The 19,521-nt window shown below is 60.2% G+C and carries 11 protein-coding genes and 1 pseudogene; 8 read left to right on the forward strand and 4 right to left on the reverse strand.

The genetic code is table 11. From position 1 onward, the window contains the following. Positions 1-187 precede the first annotated feature (187 nt). The gene (locus IE053_RS00770) at positions 188-2,350 is read right to left on the reverse strand and encodes a protein kinase domain-containing protein (RefSeq protein WP_229786001.1); all 2,163 of its coding nucleotides are present in this window, start codon (positions 2,348-2,350) and stop codon (positions 188-190) included. A 219-nt stretch (positions 2,351-2,569) separates the two neighbouring features. Further along, positions 2,570-2,872 (reverse strand): annotated as a pseudogene (locus IE053_RS14645) (winged helix-turn-helix domain-containing protein); the annotation flags it as partial. Positions 2,873-3,004: 132 nt separating this feature from the next. Here IE053_RS14645 and IE053_RS00775 point away from each other — a divergent pair. From IE053_RS00775 to IE053_RS00790, 4 genes are read left to right on the forward strand one after another with little or no spacing between them, the layout of a single operon-like run. Continuing rightward, positions 3,005-3,976, forward strand: coding sequence for a hypothetical protein (locus IE053_RS00775; RefSeq protein WP_189570509.1), 972 nt, complete (start codon positions 3,005-3,007; stop codon positions 3,974-3,976). After that, complete coding sequence (locus IE053_RS00780; RefSeq protein WP_189570511.1) at positions 3,973-4,803, forward strand: hypothetical protein; 831 nt, start codon at positions 3,973-3,975, stop codon at positions 4,801-4,803. Before IE053_RS00775 ends, IE053_RS00780 begins: the two co-directional genes overlap by 4 nt. Beyond that, a complete protein-coding gene (locus tag IE053_RS00785; protein ID WP_189570513.1) occupies positions 4,803-5,912 on the forward strand; it encodes a thioredoxin domain-containing protein in 1,110 nt (369 codons plus the stop codon). Before IE053_RS00780 ends, IE053_RS00785 begins: the two co-directional genes overlap by 1 nt. A 12-nt stretch (positions 5,913-5,924) precedes the next feature. After that, positions 5,925-6,362 carry a hypothetical protein gene (locus IE053_RS00790; RefSeq protein ID WP_189570515.1) on the forward strand — a complete coding sequence of 146 codons (438 nt, stop codon included), beginning with the start codon at positions 5,925-5,927 and terminating at the stop codon, positions 6,360-6,362. Between the two features lie 73 nt (positions 6,363-6,435). Here the strand turns inward: IE053_RS00790 and IE053_RS00795 are convergent, their stop codons facing one another. Together IE053_RS00795 and IE053_RS00800 are read right to left on the reverse strand one after the other, a co-directional pair. Further along, positions 6,436-6,849, reverse strand: a complete 414-nt coding sequence (locus IE053_RS00795; RefSeq protein ID WP_189570517.1) for a ribbon-helix-helix protein, CopG family — start codon at positions 6,847-6,849, stop codon at positions 6,436-6,438. 3 nt (positions 6,850-6,852) lie between these two features. After that, the gene (locus IE053_RS00800) at positions 6,853-8,814 is read right to left on the reverse strand and encodes a conjugal transfer protein TraG (RefSeq protein WP_189570519.1); all 1,962 of its coding nucleotides are present in this window, start codon (positions 8,812-8,814) and stop codon (positions 6,853-6,855) included. A gap of 231 nt (positions 8,815-9,045) precedes the next feature. On the opposite strand from IE053_RS00800, the gene IE053_RS00805 reads away from it, so the two are divergent. Genes IE053_RS00805 through IE053_RS00820 form a run of 4 tightly spaced genes read left to right on the forward strand, consistent with a single transcriptional unit; the run spans position 9,046 to position 19,502 of the window. Next, positions 9,046-9,888: a helix-turn-helix transcriptional regulator gene (locus tag IE053_RS00805; protein WP_189570521.1), complete on the forward strand. Its 843-nt coding sequence runs from the start codon at positions 9,046-9,048 to the stop codon at positions 9,886-9,888. After that, a complete protein-coding gene (locus IE053_RS00810) occupies positions 9,885-13,397 on the forward strand; it encodes a DUF8742 domain-containing protein (protein WP_189570523.1) in 3,513 nt (1,170 codons plus the stop codon). The genes IE053_RS00805 and IE053_RS00810 overlap by 4 nt, the downstream gene beginning before the upstream one ends. Then, complete coding sequence (locus IE053_RS00815) at positions 13,394-16,195, forward strand: DUF1156 domain-containing protein (protein WP_189570525.1); 2,802 nt, start codon at positions 13,394-13,396, stop codon at positions 16,193-16,195. Before IE053_RS00810 ends, IE053_RS00815 begins: the two co-directional genes overlap by 4 nt. Positions 16,196-16,208: 13 nt before the next feature. Next, positions 16,209-19,502 carry a DUF499 family protein gene (locus tag IE053_RS00820; protein ID WP_189570527.1) on the forward strand — a complete coding sequence of 1,098 codons (3,294 nt, stop codon included), beginning with the start codon at positions 16,209-16,211 and terminating at the stop codon, positions 19,500-19,502. The last annotated feature ends 19 nt before the right edge of the window (positions 19,503-19,521 follow it).

Consider the following 19,521-nt stretch of genomic DNA (forward strand, 5'->3'; position numbering starts at 1 on the left):
CCGAGTTCTTCGCGAGTTTCCTTGCACCGACGGTCAAGTGAAAACGCGGCCGCTACAGTTTTCTACTCCTACTTAGCAAAGCAACCACCGAGATCAGATTTATCTCTTGGTTCGCCAGACTGAGTCGCCATTGCTAGCGGTGTTTAGGGCTGAGTTGGATCCTGTGAAGAAAACTAGGGTTTGCACGTCATAAATCTCTTTCGTGCCGGGCAATTAGCGCCTCGTCAGCCTTTTCTTCATGGAAGTTCGAAATGGCCCGCGCCAGCAATTCGCGCCCGCGTTCGGCGGATCCGCTACGCACCAGGTAACTTCCTTGGAGTGCGTCCAGTCTGGATCGCCATTGGGTACTGGGAGCCCCTGCTTCCAGCCCCTCGACCGTCAACGTCGGCAGCAGTGCGCTGACGGCTTCAAGGTCTCCGCCCTCAAGATGAGCGGCGGCGAGTTGATAGCCCATGACTTGAACGGCTGGCGATGTTTCGCCCATCAGGCCAATGAAGCCATTTCGCGCCACCGTCAGATTCTCTATCGCGCCAGCAATATCGCCGGTTTCGATCCGCGCCACGCCTTCATTGCCGATTTGCAGAAGGCAGGCGACATGGTCATGACCATGGGAGTCGCAAGCCGCTTTCCGTGCAAAGACGCGCTCCTCGAGCGCCTTAGGCCATTGCCCCATATCGGCGTAAGCCTGGCTCAAGACGCCCCGGGCTTCGGCGACTTGTGGTGCGTCTTCCCCATAAATCGATTCGAGTTCCTCGATCGCCTGAAGCAGAACGGGTTCGGCGTCGTCTGGGCGGACATCATAAAGCAGAGCCGCACCATAGATCATCCGAGTACGGGCGAGCCGCCAATCAGGGATAACGCCCTCAGTGAAAGGCGGCTCAACAAGAGCGCCAAGGATTTCTGCTGCTTCGCGCGTCTGCCCGAGCCGGCTGAGCCCCTGGGCCAGGTCGATATCGATGGCGTGGCGCAAGACCAGGTCGTCTGGCGCCGCCTCGGGCAACAACGCTTTGGCCAGGCTGTACTGGTCGGCGGATCGCTGGAAGTCCAGCTGGACAAGCGCCAGGCGACCCTTTGCAATCGCAGCGCGCAGACGGGTCTCAGCCCCCTCAATCCCTGGGTTCGACGCCTGCTGGTCCGCTTCGGCGATCATCGCCTCAGCCTCGTCGTAGCGGCTGGCGCGGATCAGGGCTTCGGCCAGCTGATAGCGTTCCTGGATTGTTTGCGGCGCCGTTTCGCCATGAAGGCGTTTCAGCAATGTCAGACGGCGATCGCGTTCGGAAACCTCCGCATCGAAATCTGCAAGTCCGTTATAGACGTCGATCAGGGCGCTGCTGATGAAGAGCTGCGTCTGCACATCGTTGTCAAAGCGCTCGGCGACGGTGTCGCTGGCGCGTGCGAGCGCATCGCGGACGCTCGCATCGGGGCCGACGCCCGGCGTGCGCGGGTCGGCCGAAAGAATGATGTCCTGTAGAAATCCGTTCGCGGCTTCCGCCTGCGCAGTGCGCATCACCGCTTCTTGCCGCGCCGTATCGGCTGACCTGGCGAGGAAAAGCGATGTGGCGAGCCCTGCGGCGAGCACCGCCCCGGTGGCGTAGACCCACGGTCGTCGAGCTCTGATCGCATTGAGCGAGGCCTGCGCCTCTGCATATCGCGCCTCGTCGGCCGCCGCGGCGGCGGCGGCGTGTCTGCGCGCCTCAAGGGATTGGAGGCTCGCTTCGAAATCAGCAGCCGATGCAAACCGTCTTTCGGGATCCCCGGCGGTCGCTCGCGCGATGTCTTCGCGCAAGAGCGGATCGGCGATATCCTCCTCCCAGCCGGTTGTCAGCGGCTTCTTCATATCACCAGCGAGGACCTGGTAGGCGAGAACTCCGAGGGCATAGATATCGCTTCGGATCGTATGGGCCTGACCCGCCACGATCTCCGGGGCCATGTAGAGCGGCGTTGAGCGCCCGCTGCCTTCACCGTCGAGCGTCAGGCCAAGCGGCGTCACGCCAAAGGCGTCCAGTCGATCGCGGTCATGCACGCCGCTGCTTCCGAAATCCACGAGGCGCACGACACGTCGGCCGCCGTCCGTCGAGATCAGGACGTTGGCGGGCTTCAGGTCCTTGTGGAGAACGCCGGTCTCGTGGACCGCGGCGACGGCGGCGGCGATTTCGGACACAAGCTCGAGACGCTCGTCAAATGTCGAGCCGGCGTCGGACCCCAGACGCAGCAAATCCTCGCCTGCGTCGTCGCATTCGATGAAGAAGGGTGGGGTTTCGAAGTTCCAATCGATAATCCGGGCGAACGGCCCGTCCTCCCCGATGCTTGCGGAGAGGAGCCGAAAAATCGTCGTCTCCCGCTTCAGCATACCGAGCCCGGCGCCGTCGCTTGCAAACTTGAAAATGCGGGACGCGCGGGTTTTCTCGTGGTGCGCGCGCCAGACCTCGCGGCCCTCTGCGGCGGATAGCTGGGTCGTAAGTTTGAAGTGGGTCCGTCCGGGTATGGATGCGCCGGCCTTGAGCTCCAGGGCGCTCGCGATTTTCCGTCCGCTCGCCAAACGCTCCACGGGCCCGTCAAAACGGTAACCGATCCTTGGCAGCGTCTGCAGACGACCTGAGAGGTCGGGTCCGAGCGCCTTTCTGAGTTTGGCGATCGCGTTGGCGAGAACGTTCTCGACTGTTGTCTGTCCCGCCCAGACCGTGTCGAGCAGCTCGTCCTTGGTCAGGACCTCCCCCACATGGGCGAGCAGCGCGGACAGGAGCTCCAGTGGACGGCGTTCGAGATCGATCGGTTCGCCATGGATGACGAGCGACATTGCGGCTTCGTCGAATTCGGCCCCGTCGAATGTGTATTTGTAAGCAACGTTGTTGGTCAGTTTTTCTGTCGACATGGAGCAAAGAGAAGCTGCGAGAACGAGTTGATAGTGCTCGTTTTTTTAGCCCGTTATGAAACCGTTAGCCAGTCGTTAGGACGCGCAGTCGCTTGAGGAATAAGTCATCGCTCATTTGCGAGGTTTGGCGACATGCGACGAATTCTGTGCCCCAAGAACGCCCTGTTGATTTCGAGCGCATGCCTCGTTCTGGCGGCTTGCGGCGGCGCTACGGACTCGGAAACCACCTCAAGTTCGACGACCGGGCGCTCGGACGCTGACGTGGCGGAGCGAACCATCGCCCCGCGTGTCGATTGCCGCGCCGTTGCGCGATCAGCGGATGACGCCAAGAGCGAAGGCGCGGCCTACGATATTCGCGGTCTCAAGCCTGGGCTGAGCTATGATGATGCGTTTGCTGCGGTGTCCTGCGCCGAAGGCATTGCGCGCGTCGAGGATGGCGGCGCTTTCTTCCGCATGAACACCCATGGGTTTCCAACACGACAAAAACTGATCGCCTCCAACGGCGTCGCATGCACCTCGGACGATGCGGTTCGCGGACGATACGGCCAACCCGATTACGAAAAGGGCGGTTGCGACAACCGCCTGCGGGGGTTCTCCCAATACTTCAAGAATGTCGATGACGTCATGATGCTCGCCTTTACCGGCGTCGAGGGCGAAGAGACCCTTCGAGGGGTCTGGCGGGCTCGGTATTTCGACGCGGGATCGCGTCCGTCCTATGATGCGATGCGCGCCAGCCTCGTCGAGAAGTATGGCGAACCGCACTTCACGACACACACGGATGCCTGGCTTTCATGGGTGTTCGATGCACGCGGCCGCCCCATGTCGCAAAGCGATCCGAACTTTATCACCTGCGCAAACGGCAGTCCGATGCTTGACGGCGCTATCGGGTGGAACGCGGCTTGCGGGGTCACGCTCGCGGCGTACCTGCACCGGAGCCGATCGGACCCTGCGCTGATCGAGAAACTCGACATGGGTCTGATCGACCAGGCGGGCCTGTATGAGGGCGCCGAGGCGATGCAGGCCGCGCTTGATGCGATGCATGCCGAGCGCCAGGCGGCGGAGGCGTCCGAGGCGAGCAAGTCGCTCTCGGCGGATGATCTGTGATCGGGTCGCCATCCCGGAAAACAGCGATTGCAGCCTGGCTCTTGCTTGGTGCGCTCACCGCTTGCGACAGCTCGGACGGCGCCGTTGCGGAGCGCCAAGCCGATCCGGTCAGCGCCCGAACGGACGCCGGGCGGAAGACGTCCGACGCGTCGGTTTCCGCCGCACTCATGGACGCATCGGACGTCCGTATCAAGGAAGAGCGGACCAGACAGATCGATCATCCTGACCCGGACATGATCGGCTGGATCGCGCTTGACTGGCTCGACCGGTCGGCGCCGCTCGATGAATGGGCGCGGCGTGATGTGGAAAGCGGCCGCTTTGGCCCAGGGCGGATCAATGAATTCAATCGCGACGAATATACCGCCCAGGCGCGCACGGCGCTGGAAGACCAGAAGAAGGCTGGCATGGGCGTCGGTCGCCTGCGCCTCAGCGTCAACGCGCGGCTCAGCGATTATGACCCAACCTATGAGGAATTCTATCTCGGCGCGCTCTCGCCCGGCTCGCATCTCACCTATCGCCCGTTTGGCGCGTATTTTCCAAATACGTTGAGCGCCGGCGTGCGTGTCGAGTTTGCAAACGCCCGCGAAGCATCGGTTCTGTCGGTCACCCCGGCCGAGGCGGAGGCGATGATCGAACGGCTCGACAATTTCCGGAACGTCACCCTCGACCTCGACCTGAGCATTCTGGATGTGACGCCAGCGAGCCAGAGCGCTGTCATCCGGACACGGATAGACCGCTACACGATCGTTTCAAAAGGCCGCCCCGGACCCGGCGGCGTGTCGGAGCGGATCGTTCGCACCGTTTCGCTTGGAGGAGGAGAGGACTGATGGGGCGTCTGCAAACCGTGTTGAGGGCCAAGACGGCGAAGGCCGTGATCCTCCTGTTGGTCTGGCTGGGGTTGGCGACGCCGGCGCTCGCCACAAATCCCGTACCCGATAGCGCTCTGCCGGAACTCGAGACCCATATCGTCAACGGTCCGTGGACGTCTCATATTGATCGTCCGAGGAACGGAACCGCCCTTTACATGTATCATTGGCGCCATTGCCCCTATTGCCGGGCCTTCATGGAGTCGGAGAAACAAGCGCTCCTGTCCGCAGGCGTCGATATCAGGCTGCTGCCGTTTCCGGCGAATTCCGACAGCGCCGACGAACTCGCCTATGTCGCCCATCGAAGAAGCCTCGCCCTCTGGCAGGATTTCGACGCCGGGCGCCCGCTTGGCGCGCCGAGCGCCCAGAGCGATCAGGCGCTCATCGACGCGTTCAACGCCATGATCGCCTCCGTCACCTTCGCGCGAAGCGTGCTGCAGGCGCAGGGCCAGTTCGCGGGAACGCCGCTCTTTGTCTATCAGGACAAGGACGGTCAATGGTTCGCCGTCGCAGGTTATTCAGAGGAGGTGTTTGCGCCTGTCCGGACCGCGCTCCTCGAGCGTGCAACCGCTTCCAAGACAGTAGAAGCTGATACAGGCGCAAGCGTGGTCATACCTGGCTGTGATGCGTTGATTGACTGGGCGGAAGCGGCGGGGATTCGCGACGCCAACATCACCGGCGCGCAAATCGCCGGCGGTGCGCGCCCTGGCGGACACCTGCTTTGGGGCCTGCGCGACGAACAGCTTGAACCGGTGTTTCGTGCGACACTGGACAAATGGACAAGAGGCGACGTCGCACGACTGAAAGCCGCCGCCCTGCCTTGTCTTGCCGCCCAATACGAAACCTACCGCGCGGCGCAGGCCCGCTTTCATGCGTCTGGCGGGAGGCTCGACCGATCCGTCTTCCAGGCGCCCGCCGACCGGCATCGAAACGCCAGTCTGTTCCTGAACAACATGCTCCACATGGACCGGCCCGTCCGCGACCAGTTCCACTTTGATGCGGTCATGGCGAACCAGATCGCCCTCCATGCGAGAGACCTGGCCCTGCGTCGGGCTGAAAGCGCTCAGTGAGGGGACGACGTTATGGGTTCGGAAATACTAAAGGGGCAGATCTCCGATATTGAGAAGGGCGCTGTCACCGAAGGTCGTGTTTTCGAGCGCGGCGGCACAATCGACACGTCAGAGACGGTTACCTTTCGAGTTGGGAAGAGGGCCGTGTCGTTTAAACTTGGAAAGGCCTTCAAGAATCGCCAGCTCAGCCTCAAGGAAGGGGATCACGTCACCATCGTCGGCAAGCCGAGCGCCGGGGAGTTCACAGCGCGCGCCATGCGTAACGATGATACCGGCGTCGTATACGCGCCGTCGCCCTCTCATTTCTGGGGCTGGTTTATTGGCCTCTTTGTTGTTGGATTGTTGCTGAGCGTCGTTTTCATTGGCCTTGCGCTTATTCCGGTGTCTTTTCTCATGATCCTCGAGGCGCTTAACGCTCAAAGAATCAACAATAAGCTCCGAAATGCTTAAGAAAGCATCTGCTGGGTAGGTCGAGACGAGAAGACAATATTTAGCGGCACGTTCTAATCCGACATGCATTCTCTTAACTTCTTGTTTCATCGGAGGTAGACAAAGCCCGCTTCGATAGCGGCTCATCGGATGCTACGCGTCTCGCAACCTGATCTATGAAGAACTCGAACCGCCGCTGACCGAGCAGCTGGGCGGCGTCGCGTTCAGCTTCGGGTATCGGGTCTGTCCGGGTCAGCCAGTAGAGGACGAACTGGCCGAGGGTTTCGAGACACAGGGCGAGGTCCCGCTCCATGGCGTTCTGGCGTGTCTCGATCCGGTCGAGGCGCTGTAAAAGGATATCATCCCTCGCCGCTGTGCGCTGTGGATCGAGATAGGCTCTCAGCGCATCTTCCATGATCGCTGATTTCGTCGCGCCGGGCGCAAGGACCATCTCTTCGAGCTGGCGATGCATCTCATAGGACAGGCGGATGTTGACGCGTGGCTTCATGGATCAGAATTTCGGAAAGAAGTCGCCGTCCGCGCGGTCCATGCCGAGAGCGCGCTGGGCGGGTTTGAGGGGCTTCACCGCGAGATCATCAATGTCGCCATCCTGATACGGCGCATCAGGCGCCTCCTCGCGCGCGGGCGCTTCCTTTTCCGGTGGGTCGAGGCTCGGTGTCTGGTTGTGTTGCAGACCGCCCTCGTCTGACCCGGTCGGGCCCGCAGTTTGCGGAACAGGCTCAGCGCTGGCCAATAAACCAGCCCAGTCATGGCCCCGTCTCTCCGGGAGAAGCGGATCGACTGGCGCCGGCAATACGCGCGAGGTGAAGTTCTGGTCTAAAAAATAGCGAAGCTTCTTCGCCTTCAGGGGCCGCGCGCCCGAGACCATGACAAGCTCTTCGTCAGGAGGCAGCTGCATCACCTCGCCCGGTGTCAGGAGGGGGCGCTGGGTTTCCTGAGCCGAGACCATGACGTGGGAGAGCCAGGGCGCGAGGCGGTGACCGGCATAGTTGCGCTGGGCGCGTTGCTGCGTAGTTGTTCCGAGGGCGTCGGAAATCCGTTTCGCCGTTCGCTCATCATTGGTCGCAAAAGCGATGCGCACATGACAGTTGTCTAGGATCGCATTGTTCGGCCCATAGGCCTTTTCGATCTGGTTCAGGGATTGGGCGATCAGATAGGCGCGCATGCCATAGCCCGCCATGAAGGCGAGCGCGCTTTCGAAGAAGTCGAGCCGTCCGAGTGCGGGAAACTCATCCAGCATCATCAGGAGCTTGTGCCGCGCGGCGCCCTTCTTGGGCAGTTCTTCCGTCAGCCTGCGTCCGATCTGGTTGAGGATCAGGCGCACCAGCGGCTTGGTTCGGGATATGTCTGAGGGCGGGATGACCAGATAGAGCGAGCATGGGTGCTCGCCCTCGATCAGGTCTGCGATACGCCAGTCGCTGTCGCTGGTCGCGCGCGCGATAACCGGGTCGCGATAGAGCCCCAGAAAGCTCATGGCGGTGGAGAGCACGCCGGAGCGTTCATTCTCTGACTTGTTCAAAAGCTCGCGCGCCGCCTGAGCGACAACGGGATGTGCTGACGCCCCCAAATGCGGGGTTGTCATCATGGCGGACAGGGTCGCTTCGAAACTGCGCTCCGGGTCAGACAGAAACCGCGCGCAACCGGCCAGTGTCTTGTCTTCTTCGGTATAGAGCACGTGCAGGATGACGCCCACAAGCAAGGCATGTCCTGTCTTTTCCCAATGGTTTCGGCGCTCCAGAGACCCTTCGGGATCGACGAGGATATCGGCGATGTTCTGGACGTCGCGCACTTCATTGTCGCCGCGCCGCACTTCGCTCAGAGGATTGAACCTGACGGAATCGGCATGGGTCGGTTCAAAGCGCAGGCAATGGGAAAACCGCGATCGCCAGCCCGAGGTCAGGTCCCAGTTCTCTCCCTTGATGTCGTGTATGACCGCGCTGCCGGTCCAGCCGAGAAGGGTCGGAACGACAAGGCCCACACCCTTGCCGGAGCGGGTCGGTGCGAAGGCCATCACGTGTTCCGGCCCGTCATGGCGCAGATACGCATTTTGCCATCGCCCGAGAAACACGCCGTCATCGACCAGAAGGCCCGCCTTGCGGACATCGCGCGCACTGGCCCAGCGGGCGGACCCATAAGTGGTCAGGTGCTTCTTTGATCGCGCGCGCAAAAGCGATCCAATCACCGCAACAACAGCGCCCAGAAACCCGCCGCCTGCCGCCATGAACCCGGCCCGTGCAAACACGCCTGGAGCATACGCTTCGTAAGCGTACCACCACTGGAACAGGCGCCAGGGGCGATAGATGGGCGTATCGCCCAAGATGAACCAGGGCCGCCCCAGTCCGGGCTGGTAGCCCAGCTCATGCGCCGTCCACTGCGTCGCCCCCCAGGTCGAGAACACAATGATCAGGCAGACTAGACAAAAGGTGCCGATAAGAACTTTGGTGCCGGTCATGATCCGCTCCGAACAGACAAGAGGAGCGCTCCAGCATTCGGCAAGACTACGCCGCCGACCAGTTGGGAAAGGCGCAAAAGTTCGCAAGTCCTCGATGTTGCGCTTTTCAACTTGAGCGCGTCATTTTCCTGATTGCAGGAATCGTTAATCCCGCTTAACGTACGCGTGCAACTAGTTTCTGTGTGGGCAAAGTTTCTGGATCAATCATGTCGGCAGGAGGACATGGGTGTAATGAACAAGTCGGAGCTTCGCTGGGGCGTCGAGCGGCGTCTCGAATTCATCGAGTTCCGGCTGTATTGGGAGGGGCACGTGAACCGCGGCGATCTGATGGAAGTTTTTGGCGTCTCGGTGAACCAGGCCTCCACCGATCTTAACCGCTATCTCGAGCTCGCGCCGGGCAACATGGCCTATGACAAGAGCGAGCGGACCTATGTCCGTGCCGATGGTTTCGCGCCGAAGTTTTTGGAGCCCGATGCGGGACGATATCTCTCCCAGCTCCGTCTGCTGGATCAGGGGATCGTGGAGCGGTCCGACGCCTGGCTCGGCAGTCTGCCGGAATTCGAAGCCTCGCCAACCCCTGCGCGCGGTGTCGATGCGCCGATTCTCCGTTCGGTCCTGAAGGCGATCGAGAACCGGGAGGCGATTGAGGTTCGCTACCAATCCATGTCGCAACCTGAACCGGCCTGGCGTTGGATCGCACCCCACGCGCTCGGATTTGACGGGTTCCGCTGGCACGCCCGTGCATGGTGTTTCAAGGACGAGGGTTTCAAAGACTTCTTACTTTCGCGCATCCTGAAGGACCGCGCGCGCAAACCGTCAGAAATTGATCCGCAAACGGATAGCGACTGGCACAAGAAGGTCGATCTGGTTGTCGCGCCACACCCTGACCTGTCGGATGCGCAGCAGGCCGCTGTCGCTCTCGATTACGGAATGAAAAATGGCCGCACCACCCTCTCGGTCAGGAGTGCGATGCTCTACTACACATTGCGGCGTCTCGGCCTCGACACCGATCCTTCAGCACGCGCACCGAAGGACCAGCAGATTGTGCTTGTCCGGCAGGAGATGACAGCATGAACCGGCTCGAAGACTTGAAACCCGGCAGCCTCGTAACAGGGGTCGCGCCCGGTCCCGCGGTGGAGATAATTTCGGTTGAGTGGATTGGCGACCAGGCCATCAATGTCGTTTATCGCTCCTCTTCAGGTGCACCTTCGGAGACAACGCTTTATCGGGATGACGAGTTTCGTCTGAAGGTCGAGGAGTCGGGAAGGCTTTGGTCCTTCGATGCAGACGGGTCGATGCTGCGTCTTGTTACTGAAGCCAATCGCATAAAGCTCGCACACTACTTCGACCCTTATCTTGCAATCCATACGAGCCTCGTCGACCCGCTTCCACATCAGATTTCCGCTGTTTATGGCGAAATGCTGCCACGACAGCCTCTTCGCTTTCTTTTGGCTGACGATCCCGGTGCAGGAAAAACAATTATGGCCGGCCTCCTCATCAAGGAGTTGATGGCGCGAAGCGACCTTGATCGTTGCCTTGTCGTTGCGCCTGGAAGCCTTGTTGAGCAGTGGCAGGATGAACTTGGCGAGAAATTCTCGCTTGAATTCGACATCCTCACCAAGGACATGATCGAAACTTCGAGGTCTGGAAATGCCTTCAATGATCGAAACCGCTTAATTGCGCGCCTCGACGTGCTCGCACGGAATGAGGATCTCCAAGAGAAGCTGGCGGCCTCTACCGAATGGGACCTGATCATTTGCGACGAAGCCCATCGCATGTCGGCGAGCTATTTCGGTGGGGAGGTGAAATACACGAAGCGATATCAGCTTGGACAGCACCTTGGGCGGTTGTGTCGTCACCTGCTCCTGATGACCGCCACACCTCATAACGGCAAGGAAGAGGACTTCCAGCTGTTCATGGCCCTACTTGACGGGGATCGCTTCGAAGGTCGATTTCGGGACGGCGTCCACTATGCCGACAGCGCGGACATGATGCGGAGGCTGACCAAAGAAGAGTTGCTGAAGTTCGACGGTCGTCCGCTCTTCCCCGAGCGGAGGGCCTACACTGTCAAATACGATCTCTCGCCGGAAGAAGCTGCTCTCTACAGTGCTGTGACCGAATATGTTCGCAATGAAATGAACCGTGTACAGCGGTTTGCAGAAACGGACGGCAGAAAGCGAAACAATGTAGGCTTCGCGCTTCAGATTCTTCAGAGACGCCTCGCCTCGTCACCGGCGGCGATTTACCAGTCTCTCAAACGACGCCGGGAACGGCTCGAAAATGAACTTGCAGAAGCGCGGCTATCGCGAAGAGGCGCACGGTCCGGTCTGGATGCAGAGGCGGTTTCAGACGAAGTCCTGAAAAACATCGAGGAGCTTGGTCAGGACGAGATTGATGATCTTGAGGATCTGATCTCAACAGGGGCCACAACTGCCGAAACGGTTGAACAGCTCGAACTGGAAGTCGAGACCTTGAAAGGCCTCGAATCGATGGCCCTTGAGGTTCTGCGTTCAGGCAAGGATACCAAGTGGACGCAGCTTGACCGGATCCTCGACGATGATCTGATGATCGATAGCGACGGCAATCGCCGCAAACTGATCATTTTCACAGAGCCGAAGGACACCCTCTTTTATCTCACAGAGAAGGTACGTGCACGTTTGGGGCGTCCTGATGCTGTCGAGGTCATTCACGGCGGCGTCACGCGTGAGGAGCGCCGCAAGGTCGTAGAGCGGTTCATGCAGGACCGTGACATGCTGGTTCTGATCGCCAATGATGCGGCTGGCGAGGGCGTGAACCTCCAGCGCGGGCATTTGATGGTCAATTATGACCTGCCCTGGAACCCCAACAAGATCGAGCAGCGGTTCGGCCGTATACACCGGATCGGACAGATGGAGGTTTGTCATCTCTGGAACCTCGTTGCGGCCGATACGCGAGAAGGCGAAGTCTACGCGCGCCTGCTCGACAAGCTTGAGGCCGCACGTGAAGCGCTCGGTGGTCGGGTCTATGATGTGCTTGGCGAACTCTTTGAGGGCACTGCCCTGCGCGATCTCCTCTTCGAGGCAATCCGCTATGGCGAGCAGGATGATGTAAAAGCCAAACTGTTCGAGGCGGTGGACGGCGCGGTCGATCAGCGACATCTGATGGATCTCTTGCAGCGACGCCAACTCACAAATGACACAATGCCTGCCGCGCGAGTGCAGGAGTTGCGGCTCGAGATGGAACGGGCTGAAGCGCAGCGCCTTCAGCCGCATCATATCCAGAGCTTCTTCGTGGAAGCGTTCAAACAGCTCGGTGGACAGATCAAGAAGCGTGAGGAAGGCCGGTTCGAGATCACACATGTGCCGATGAGCATTCGCGAACGCGACCGGCAAATCGGCACTGGCGCGCCGGTCCAGAAGAAATACGAGCGCATCTGTTTTGAGAAATCCCGCATCAACCAGCAACCGGTCGCGGCCTTTGTCTGTCCCGGTCATCCGCTCCTTGAAGCCGTGATCAGCCTGATCCGGGAACAGTATGACCACCTGATGAAGCAGGGCGCGGTGCTCGTGGACGACACCGACTCCGGCGAAGACATCGGTGCGCTCTTTCTGCTTGAGCACAGCGTTCAGGACGCTCGTCCCACAGCGACCGGCAAGCCACATATCATATCCGAACGACTGCAATTCGCGACCATCGACAAGGCGGGTCAGGCTACCAATGCCGGTATCGCACCTCATCTCAATCTCAGTCCGGCTGAGACATACGAAATCGACGCCGTGCGCGATCTTCTCGATGCGGACTGGCTGCGCGGTAATCTTGAAAAGACAGCGATCGGGTTTGCCACCATTGAGCTCGCACAATCCCATGTCGCCGAAGTCAAGGCGCGCCGCCTCCCGGAAATTGACAAGGTCGAGCAGGAAGTTCAGGCGCGCCTGAAGAAGGAGATCAATTACTGGGATGCCCGCGCCTTCGAACTGAAGGAAGAAGAACGCGCCGGCAAGAAGACCCGCGTCAATTGGCAGAATGCGGAGCGCCGGGCCGAGGACCTGGCCGAACGCCTGAAACGTCGCATGATGGTGCTGGAGCAAGAGCGGTTCATCTCGGCCCAGCCGCCCCGCGTGCGCGGCGGCATGGTGGTCATTCCACGTGGGCTCTTGGGTGCTCGCCTGCCGCGCCCAGACGTGGCGGGTGGAAAACCCTCTGGCTTCGCCGAGGACCCGGTCGCGCGCCGCGAAATCGAGCTGAAAGCGATGGACGCCGTGATGGCGGCGGAGCGGGGCCTCGGGAATACGCCAACGGACGTTTCGGCCCAGAAGGTTGGATATGACATCGCCTCGTTTGATCCGAAAACGGAGCACCTTCGCTTCATCGAGGTGAAGGGGCGCATTGATGGCGCGGACACCATCATGGTCACGCGCCAGGAAGTCATCACCTCGCTACACGAACCGGACAAATTCATTCTGGCCATTGTGCAGGTGGAGAACGGGTTTGCCCGAGAGCCGCGCTATGTGCGCCGCCCCTTCACACAGGAACCGGAATTCGGTGTGACCGCTATTCAGGTAAACATGAAACAACTTCTTGAACGCTCAGAAAGCCCCGCATGACCCCCACGCCCTACAAAAAGAAACTCATCGAAGTGGCCATTCCGCTGGAGGCGATCAATGCGGCGTCGGCGCGGGAGAAGTCTATCCGGCACGGGCATCCGTCGACGCTCCATCTGTGGTGGGCGCGGCGGCCTTTGGCGGCGTGCCGGGCGGTGTTGTTTGCGCAGCTGGTGGATGATCCTTCCAGCCATCCGGACAAGTTCCCGACGCCGGAAGATCAGGAGGCGGAACGCAAGCGCTTGTTCAAGATCATTGAAGACCTCGTGAAGTGGGAGAACTCCACCAATGAGGAGGTGCTGGAGCGGGCGCGCGCGGAAATCCGCAAGAGCTGCGGCGATGAATTGCCGCCGGTCTACGACCCGTTCTCGGGCGGCGGGTCGATCCCGCTGGAGGCGCAGCGCCTCGGCCTGCCGGCTTATGGGTCGGACCTGAACCCCGTGGCGGTGATGATCGGCAAGGCGATGATCGAGATCCCGCCGAAGTTCAAGGATCAGCCGCCCATCCATCCGGGGCCGAAGGCGCGGACGCATTACCGCAATGCGGAGGGCCTCGCCGAGGATGTGAAGTATTACGGCGAATGGATGCGCGAGCGGGCGTTCGAGCGCATCGGGCATCTCTACCCGCAGGTGGACCTGCCGAAAGAGTATGGCGGCGGCAAGGCGACGGTGATCGCCACGATTTGGGCGCGCAGCGTGCCGAGCCCGGACCCTGCCTTTTCAGATGTTCACGTTCCGATTGCATCCAGCTTTCTCCTGAGTTCAAAGAAGGGGAAAGAAGTCTGGATCGAGACAGTCGTAAACAAGCAAGCAAAGACGATTAGCTACCGCATTCGACACGGTGGAACGAAGGCAGAGATCGCGGCCGCAAAAGATGGCTCCAAGGCCGGACGGGGCGCTAACTTCCGCTGTTTGTTCTCCGGAGCCGCGATTACACCGGAGCACGTCAGGAACGCGGCCAACACTGGAACATTGTCTCAATCACTCATAGCCATTGTGGCCGAGGGCACGCGCGGCCGTGTCTATCTTGATCCTACTTCGGAACAGGAGAGTGCGGCATTCGCGGAGCCCCCCCAAGAGCGACATGACATCAGGTTCGAACCGAAGGCTCTGGGCTTTAGGATTGGCAACTATGGCATGACAACCTTCGGCGATCTCTTTACGGATCGCCAGACAATCGCCCTAAATACATTCAGTGATCTGGTTTTCGAAGCGCATCAAGAAGTCGAGCGGGATGCATTGTCAAAAGGTTTCGACGGAGACCAGAAATCCCTTGCTGATGGCGGCAAAGGGGCGCCCGCTTATGCAGATGCAGTAAGTGTATACTTGGCCTTCGCGGTTGGACGCTCTGCGAACACACTCTGCACCCTGGCGAGGTGGACACCAGATCGGCAGCAGACTGTAACTGTCTTTTCCCGCCAAGCCCTGCCAATGACGTGGGATTATCCCGATGTGAACCCGTTCAGTGGGGCGGCCGGCGACTACACTACTTCGATCTCAGGCGTCACAAAGGGTTTGTTTGGATTGGGCGCTGGTGAGTTTGGTCTTGTCAAACAAGCAGACGCTCAAACTGTGGAATATCCTCCGCAGGTAGTCATCTCAACCGATCCGCCCTACTACGACAACATTGGATACGCCGACCTCTCTGACTTTTTCTTTCATTGGATGCGCCGCGGTCTGAAGCATCAGTTTCCTGACCTTTTTGGATTGCTTGCAGTGCCGAAGAACGAGGAACTCGTTGCAACGCCGGTACGGCATGGTGGTCCGGAAGCGGCACATGACTTCTTCCTCAATGGAATGCGTCAAGTGGTTGGGAATATGGCTCGTCAATCGTCTGACGATATCCCAGCAACAATTTATTATGCGTTCAAGCAAAGTGAAATCGATCAGGAGGGAATCAGCTCTACCGGCTGGGCCACATTCCTCGATGCGGTAGTCGCGGCAGGCTATCAGGTTGTGGGAACTTGGCCGATGCGCACCGAGTTGGCGAACCGAATGCGAGGTATTGGCGCGAACGCCCTCGCCAACTCGGTCGTTCTCGTCTGCCGCAAGAAGGAAGCCTCGGCCGAGGTCATCACCCGCGCCGAGTTCATCCGCGCCCTGAAACGCGAACTGCCCCCGGCCATTGCCGAACTTCAGGCCGCCAATATCGCCCCGGCCGACATGCCGCAATCGGCCATCGGCCCCGGCATGGGCGTGTTCTCGCGCTATGCGGCTGTGCTCGAAAGTGATGACACCCATATGAGCGTGAAGACCGCGCTGCAGCTCATCAACAAGGAGCTGCAAGAGTATCTGGAGGGCGTCGTTGGTGATCTTGATGACGAAACGCGGTTCGCCATAACCTGGTACGAACAACACGGTCTGAAACCGGGCGATTACGGCGTCGCCGATAACCTCGCACGCGCGCGCGGCATCTCCGTTGAAGCCGTCAAACATGCCGGGATCGTAGAGAGCGCGGCGGGCAAGGTGCGTATTCTGCGCCGCGATGAGCTGGACGCGGACTGGGCGCCGGAAACGGACAAGCACCTCACCATCTGGGAAATGCTGCAGTATCTCATCCGCCTGCATGAGGCGAGCGGGCTGTCCGAGGACGCCGCCGCGCTGCTCAAGCGCTATGGCGCGCAGGCCGACGCGGTGAAAGACCTTGCCTATTGTCTCTATGACATCGCCGCCAATAAGCGCCGCGAGGCAAGCGAGGCGACGGCCTACAACGCGCTGATTGCCGACTGGACAGAACTCAGCCGCATGGCCGCCAGCGTCTCCCTCGAAGACGCAAACCGCCAGCTGTTCTTTGATGTTTGAGGAGTAAACCGAGATGGCGAAGAGTACACGTCAGCATGTCTTTGAAGGCATGGAGATGCTCCCCGAGGGACTGATCCCGTTCGTGGAAAAGCGGCTGGAAAGCTCGCTGAAAGGCCATTGGCAGGTGGAGCTGATGGAGCGGGTGCAGGGCCTGCGGGCCACCTCCGATGGCGGTATCAACTGGGACCAGCAGGGCCTCTTGAAGACGATGATGTTTCTCTGGAAGGAGGCGTTTGGCACCGTGCTGGGGCATCAGGAACGCTCCTATGTCTCGGAACTCTTGGAGGTGCGCAACAGGCTCTCTCACAACGAGACCTTCACCTATGACGATGCCGAACGCGCGCTCGACACGATGCGCCGCCTTCTGGAAGCCGTCAGCGCGAAGGAGATCGCCGAGAAGATCGGCCATGCGCGCGACACGGTGCTGCGCGTCAAATATGCCGAGCTCGCCCGCAATGAGGAACGCCGCAAAACGCAGCGCACGGATATTTCCGTTGAAACGGTGGCCGGCCTTCTGCCCTGGCGCGATGTGGTCGAGCCGCATCAGGATGTCGCCACGGGCGAATTCCAGCAGGCCGAATTCGCGGCTGACCTCGCCAAGGTGCACAATGGTAGCGCGCCGTCAGAGTACAAGAACCCGACCGAGTTCTTCGCACGCACCTATCTGACCGAGGGGCTGAGCAATCTCCTGGTCGGCGCAGCGAAGCGCCTGAACGGCAGTGGCGGCGACCCGGTGGTTGAGTTGCAGACCAATTTCGGCGGCGGCAAGACCCACTCCATGCTCGCGCTCTATCACATGGCGAGCGGTACCGTAGTGCAGGATCTTCCGGGGCTTGATCAGCTTCTCTCCCGCCATGACCTCAGCGTGCCGAAGACAATCAACCGCGCTGTGCTGGTGGGCACATCACGGGGCCCGCAGGATGTGATCAAACTCGAAGATGGCAAGACCATCCGCACAACTTGGGGCGAGCTTGCCTGGCAGCTTGGCGGCGTGGCCGGTTTTGAAATGCTCGCCGAGAATGACGCCAATGGCATCGCGCCCGGATCGAACCTGCTCGAAGCCTTGTTCAAGGCGTTTTCGCCGGCGCTGATCCTGATCGACGAATGGGTCGCGTATCTGCGCCAAATCTACAAGGTCGAAGGACTGCCATCAGGCTCATTCGATGCGAACCTCTCCTTCGTTCAGGCCCTCACAGAAGCGGTGAAAGCCAGCCCCGGCACCTTGCTGGTCGCGTCGCTGCCCGCCTCACAGATCGAGGTGGGCGGTGAAGGGGGACAGGAAGCGCTCGCCCGCCTGAAGCAGACCTTCAGCCGGGTGGAATCCTCCTGGCGCCCGGCCAGTCAGGAGGAGAGCTATGAAATCGTTCGGCGACGTCTCTTCAAGGAGATACCTGGCGACAAGTATATGCACCGGGACAATACGCTGAAGCAGTTCGTCAAACTCTACCGAGAAAACGCGAACGACTTCCCGCAGGGCTGTTCTGACGAGGATTACCGGCGCAAGCTCGAAAAGGCCTACCCGATCCACCCGGAACTGTTCGATCAGCTTTATACGAGCTGGGGCTCGCTCGAAAAATTCCAGCGCACGCGCGGCGTCCTCCGCCTGATGGCGCAGGTCATCCATGAACTCTGGATGGGCGGCGATCCATCAGTGATGATCATGCCGGGCAGCGTCGCGATCAGCTCCGCGCGGGTTGAGCCTGAATTGCTGCACTATCTCGACGCCAGCTGGCAGTCGATCATTGCTGGCGACGTGGATGGCGTAACCTCGACACCCTACAAGGTTGACCAGTCCGCCCCCGGACTGAACCGCTATTCGGCGACGCGACGCGTCGCCCGAGCCGTGTTCATGGCCACTGCGCCAACGCACGGGCAGGAAAACCGCGGTCTGGATGACAAGCAGATCAATCTCGGCGTCGTTCAACCCGGCGAACGCCCGGCCATCTTTGGGGATGCGCTCCGCCGTCTGACCAATCAGGCCAAGTTCATGCACAGCGATCTTGGTCGCTACTGGTACTCTATGTCCGCCAGCCTCAACCGGATTGCTGCCGATCGCGCCGGTCAGTTTGAGGAAGCGCTGGTTCTGATGGAGATCGACAAGGCACTTTCGACCTATATCAACGGCCTCGCTGACCGGGGACATTTCGATGCCGTACAGGTCGCGCCGGGCAGTTCATCGGACGTGCCAGATGAACCGGGCGGTGTGCGCGCCGTTATCCTTGGCGTCGCCCATCCCCATAGCGGGCGCGAGGGCTCGCCCGCCCTGACAGAGGCGAAAGACATTCTGATGCAGCGCGGCTCGACGCCGCGTGTCTACCGCAACATGCTGGTGTTTCTCGCCGCAGAACAAAGGCAGCTGGATAATCTGAAAGCGGCGCAACGCTCGGCACTGGCCTGGGGTGAGATTGTCGGACAGACGGATCGCCTTGACCTGAAGCAGAGCGATGTTGCGCTGGCCAAGGCGAAGCTCTCCGAAGCCACAGAAACCCTGAAGACGCGCCTGAAGGAAGCGTGGTGTTACTTAGTCTATCCCGTTCAGGAATCCGCGCAGTCGGATGTGGAATGGACATCCTCGAAGGTCCCCGCCCAGGACGGACTTCTTTCACGCGCCAGCAAGAAGCTCGTGAGCGATGAAGGATTGTTGCCAGAACTGGGACCGGCACGACTCGACCGCGAACTCCAGAAGTACATCTGGAACGGCAAGCCGCACCTCCACCTGAAAGACCTTTGGGAGTATCTCAATCGATACACCTATCTTCCTCGCGTGAAGAACCGATCGGTCCTGATCAATACGGTGCGGTCAGCGGTTGGCGGGATGTTGCCGGGTCCATTTGCCTACGCAGATCGTTGGGATGAGACCAAGCAGACCTATCTGGGGCTGGCGATATCGGGCGCCGCCAGCACGCAGGTCGTGATCGACAGTGACGCTGTCATCATTAAACCTGAAATCGCAGAGGCCCAAAGACCGCCGGAGCAAGAGCCAAAAAGCACGCAACCTGAAGCCACCGGAACTGGAGGCGCGACAACAAGCTCCGGCGGTGCATCCGGCTCAGGCGGTGTTGTTGACGAAGAACGGATGCCCACCCGCTTTCAGGGGACGGTCATGATTTCCGCTGACAGACCGGCGAAAGAGATTCACCAGATCGTCGAAGCGATCGTTGAGCAACTCACCACGCTTCCCGGTGCAGAGGTCAGCCTGAAACTGGAGATCGATGCGGAAGCGCCAAGCGGTCTTGATCGCGCCAAGGTCCGAACACTTCTGGAGAACGCGGCAACGCTCGGCTTCATAGACAAGAAAGTCGAATAAGCCGTTTGTTAGGGAACGG

Source organism: Parvularcula lutaonensis (genome assembly GCF_014651915.1).
Lineage (GTDB): Bacteria > Pseudomonadota > Alphaproteobacteria > Caulobacterales > Parvularculaceae > Parvularcula > Parvularcula lutaonensis.